Source organism: Streptomyces kebangsaanensis, assembly GCF_001906585.1.
Classification (GTDB): domain Bacteria; phylum Actinomycetota; class Actinomycetes; order Streptomycetales; family Streptomycetaceae; genus Streptomyces; species Streptomyces kebangsaanensis.
Genome location: NZ_JUJA01000144.1, coordinates 91,669 through 95,798, shown reverse-complemented (window position 1 = coordinate 95,798; position 4,130 = coordinate 91,669). Strand labels below are relative to the sequence as shown.

The 4,130-nt window shown below is 73.0% G+C and carries 2 protein-coding genes and 2 pseudogenes; all 4 read left to right on the top strand.

Translation table 11 applies throughout. The annotated features are described in order from the left end of the window. A pseudogene (locus RH94_RS21930) lies at positions 1-959 on the top strand (RNA-guided endonuclease InsQ/TnpB family protein); the annotation flags it as partial. A gap of 304 nt (positions 960-1,263) precedes the next feature. Next, positions 1,264-2,763, top strand: coding sequence for an acyl-CoA synthetase (locus RH94_RS21925; protein ID WP_073949198.1), 1,500 nt, complete (start codon positions 1,264-1,266; stop codon positions 2,761-2,763). Positions 2,764-2,843: 80 nt separating this feature from the next. Next, positions 2,844-3,083 (top strand): annotated as a pseudogene (locus tag RH94_RS21920) (DUF397 domain-containing protein); the annotation flags it as partial. Positions 3,084-3,222: 139 nt separating this feature from the next. Next, on the top strand, positions 3,223-4,125 hold the full coding sequence (locus tag RH94_RS21915) for a universal stress protein (protein WP_073949197.1): 903 nt from the start codon (positions 3,223-3,225) through the stop codon (positions 4,123-4,125). The last annotated feature ends 5 nt before the right edge of the window (positions 4,126-4,130 follow it).

Sequence of the window (4,130 nt, the reverse complement as noted above, 5' to 3'; positions counted from 1 at the left end):
CCGCCTCCCGCGCGAAGGCCCTGAAGGACCTCAAGGACCGGCTGCCCGCCAGGCGGCGGGCCGGCATGCCCCGGCCCAGGAAGAAGCATGAAACGGATCCGACGCTGAACTACACGCGGCGCGGCTTCCGGCCCAGGGACGGGCGGCTGCACCTGGCGGGCGGGATCGTTTTGACCGTGGTGTGGTCCCGTCCGCTGCTGGCCGAGCCGTCCTCGGTGCGCGTGTACCGCGACCGCCTCGGCCACTGGTACGCCTCGTTCGTCGTCCCTGCCCCGGTCGAGCCGCTGCCGCCGACCGGTGCGGTGATCGGCATCGACTGGGGGTGCGGGAGACCGCCACCACCACCTCCGACGCCCACGACCTCCCCCACCCCCAGCACGGCAAAAAGGTCCAAGCCAAGCTGGGTCGCTACGACCGGATGATGGCCCGGCGCAGGCCGAAGAAGGGCAGGCCGCGTCGAAGGGCTACCGGCAGGCGCAGCGGTGGCGGGCGAAGACCTACGCGAAGATCGCCCGGCAGCGCCAGGACACCGCCCGCAAGTGGGCGAAGAGAGTGGTGCGCGACCATGACGTGATCGCGGTGGAGGACTTCAAGCCCAGGTTCCTGGCCCGGACGTCGATGGCGCGCAAGGCGGCCGACGCCGCGATCGGCGCCACCAAGCGGGCGCTGATCGAGATGGGCCGCAAACACGCGCGGGACGTCCGCCGGGTGCATCCCGCGCACACCACCATGGACTGCGCAGCCTGCGGAGCGAGAACCAAGCACGCTCCCCCACTGCCTGAAGGGCGTGGGGGGACCCCCAGCCGCTGTCCGAACGCACCTACACCTGCACCGCGTGCGGAGCCGTCTGTCCCCGGGACAAGAACTCCGCCCGCGTGATGCTCCTCCGGGCAGGTCTGGACCCGGCCGGCGTCGAGGGCGCAAGACCTCCCGGAGCGCCGCTCCGGGAGGCGGCCTGAGCCAGGAATCCCCTCTCCTTCAGGGAGGGGAGCAGTCAAAATATCGCCACGTCGAGCGGTGGGGACCCGTAATGCGTGATCTTTTTGTTGCTGCGGCTGCCCCGGAGATGGAGGTGAAAGAAAAGAGAGAAATAGCGTCGATGTTTTTTCTGCCGCCAATCGACCCGCGAATGCGAGAGCGCTGAAATCGACTGAAAGTGATCGGGTGTGATCGTCCTGGCGGGATCGCGCCCGGCCCGTACGAACCCGTACGGGCAACACGGCGCTTGACCTGCTCCCGTCGGCGGGCCGAGGATCATCTGTCATGACGCCTGGACATGGGAGCACGGTCGACGGAGTCCTGCGGCGCAGCGCCCGGCGCACCCCGGCGCGGGTCGCCGTCGAGTACGGCGGGCGTTCGTGGACGTACGCCGAACTCGACGACGCCGTCTCCCGCGCGGCGAGCGTCCTGCTCGACCAGGGCCTCGGCCCCGGCGACCGGGTCGGCGCCTACGGCCACAACTCCGACGCCTATCCGATCGCCTTCCTCGCCTGCGCCCGCGCGGGCCTGGTGCACGTGCCGGTCAACCAGAACCTCACCGGCGACGACCTCGCGTACATCGTCGGCCAGTCGGGCAGCACACTGGTCCTCGCCGACCCGGACCTGGCCGGGCGCCTGCCCACCGGCGTACGGACGCTGGCGCTGCGCGGGACCGACGACTCGCTGCTGGCCCGGCTGCCCTCCGCAGCGCCGTACGACGGCCCCGAGCCGCGCACCGACGACCTGGTGCAGCTGCTCTACACCTCCGGCACCACCGCCCTGCCCAAGGGCGCGATGATGACCCACCGGGCGCTGGTCCACGCGTACCTGAGCGCGATCACGGCCCTCGACCTCAGCGCGGGGGACCGCCCCGTCCACTCGCTGCCGCTCTACCACTCGGCGCAGATGCACGTGTTCCTGCTGCCGTACCTGGCCGTGGGCGCCACGAACGTCGTTCTCGACGCGCCCGACGGAGACCGGATCCTCGACCTGGTCGAGGCCGGACGCGCGGACAGCCTGTTCGCCCCGCCCACGGTGTGGATCGGCATCGAGGGCCGCCCCGACTTCGCCACCCGGAACCTCGACGGCCTGCGCAAGGCGTACTACGGCGCGTCGATCATGCCGGTGCCGGTCCTGGAACGCCTCCGCGAGCGCCTGCCGGAACTCGCCTTCTACAACTGCTTCGGCCAGAGTGAGATCGGCCCGCTGGCCATGGTGCTGGGCCCCGACGAGCACAAGGGCCGGATGGACTCCTGCGGACGGCCGGTGCTCTTCGTGGACGCCCGGGTCGTCGACGAGGACGGCAAGGACGTGCCCGACGGCACACCCGGCGAAGTCGTCTACCGCTCACCGCAGCTGTGCGAGGGCTACTGGGACAAGCCCGAGGAGACCGCCGAGGCCTTCCGTGACGGCTGGTTCCGCTCCGGCGACCTCGCCGTCCGCGACCCGCACGGCTACTACACGGTCGTCGACCGGGTGAAGGACGTCATCAACTCCGGTGGCGTACTGGTCGCCTCCCGCCAGGTCGAGGACGCCCTGTACACCCACCCCCAGGTCGCCGAGGCGGCCGTGGTCGGCCTCCCCGACGACCACTGGATCGAGGCCGTCACCGCCTTCGTCGTCCCCCGGGGCGAGGTCACCGAGGCGGAACTGATCGCCCACGCCCGCGAGAAGCTGGCCCCCTTCAAGGCACCCAAGAAGGTCCACTTCGTGACCGGACTGCCGCGCAACGCCAGCGGAAAGGTCCTCAAGCGCGAACTGCGCGACCGGTCCGGCGGCGAATGACGACTCCCGCACGGCCTGTCGGAGGCTCGGCGCGATCGCTGGGCCGACCCGCGGACGACGGAACCGGGAGGAGCACGGACGTGGCCGGGAGCACGGTCCAGCAGTACCCGCTCGCGGGGCGGGACGAGCCGGAGCCGGATCTCGGCAACGCCGAGCGGCGGTCGAGCAGCCGCGGCACGGGAGATGTCCGGATCGCCTTCGCCGAGGGCTTCATCGCGATGGGCGACAGCGGTCGCCCGGAGAGCCCCTCCCTGATCTTCGCCCCCGCGGAGTGGGGCGCGTTCGTGTCGGGGGCCCGGAGGGGGGAGTCCGACCTCACCCGAGGCGACGCCGGGCCGGGGCGCCGGTCCGGGGGTGTGCCCCTCGCTTTTCCGGACAGGTGACCTTGAAAGCCCCGCCCGGGCCGGCGGCCGAGCCGGTCCGGCCCGCGGGAAGGCCGCCGTCCGAGGAGAGGAACCCATGAGCACCCCACCGGTCGTCGCCGCGGTCGACGGCTCCGACGACAGCCTGCGCGCCCTGGACTGGGCCCTCGACGCCGCCCGGAGGCGCGGCGCGCCGCTGCGGGCCGTCCATGTGCGGCAGTACGCGGCCTGGGCCCAGCCCGACGTCCTGGTCGCCGGACCGCCCCGGGGCGACGACGACCCGGTGCTCGACCAGGCGCGCGCCCACCTCGAAGGCCGCACCGGGGAGATCGAGGCGGAGTACGCCGGACTGGACGGGCTGCCCGGCGTCCTGCTGCCCGAACTCGGTGCCACCGCACAGCTGTTGGTGCTCGGCTCACGCGGGCGCGGCGGCTTCGCCAGCCTGCTGCTCGGCTCCAACGGCCTGGCCGCCGCCCGCGACGCCGGCTGCCCGGTCGTCGTCGTGCCCCGGCCCGGCCGTGAGGTCCACGGCGAGACACCGGGCGGGCCCGGGCCCCGCGTGGTCGTCGGCCTGAACGCCGACAGCCCCGACGAGGCCACGCTCGCCTTCGCCTTCACCGAGGCCGCCCTGCGCGAGGCCCGGCTCCAGGTGGTCACCGCCTACCCGTGGCCGGGCCCGACCTGGATGGCGCCCGGCGAGCTCGCCCCGCCCGTGATCGACCAGGAGGCCGTGGAGAGCGAGACCCGGACCCTGATCGACGGCCTCCTCGCCCCGCACCGCACCCGCCACCCCGAGGTGCGGACGGAGTCCTGGGTCGCACCCGGCGACGCGGCCGGCCACCTGGTCACCGCCTCCCGCGACGCGGAACTGACCGTGGTCGGCCGCCACCGCCGACGCCTGCTGGCACCGGCCCGCATGATGGGCTCGGTCACCCAGGCCGTCCTCCTGCACGCGGCGAGCCCCGTCGCGGTGGTGCCGCCGTCACCCCCGGAGGAGTGACGGCG

What these genes read in the sequence shown, in the direction of transcription:
- RH94_RS21925 (WP_073949198.1), top strand. Translation starts at nt 1,264, where the DNA reads ATGACGCCTGGACATGGGAGCACGGTCGACGGAGTCCTGCGGCGCAGC.
- RH94_RS21915 (WP_073949197.1), top strand. Translation starts at nt 3,223, where the DNA reads ATGAGCACCCCACCGGTCGTCGCCGCGGTCGACGGCTCCGACGACAGC.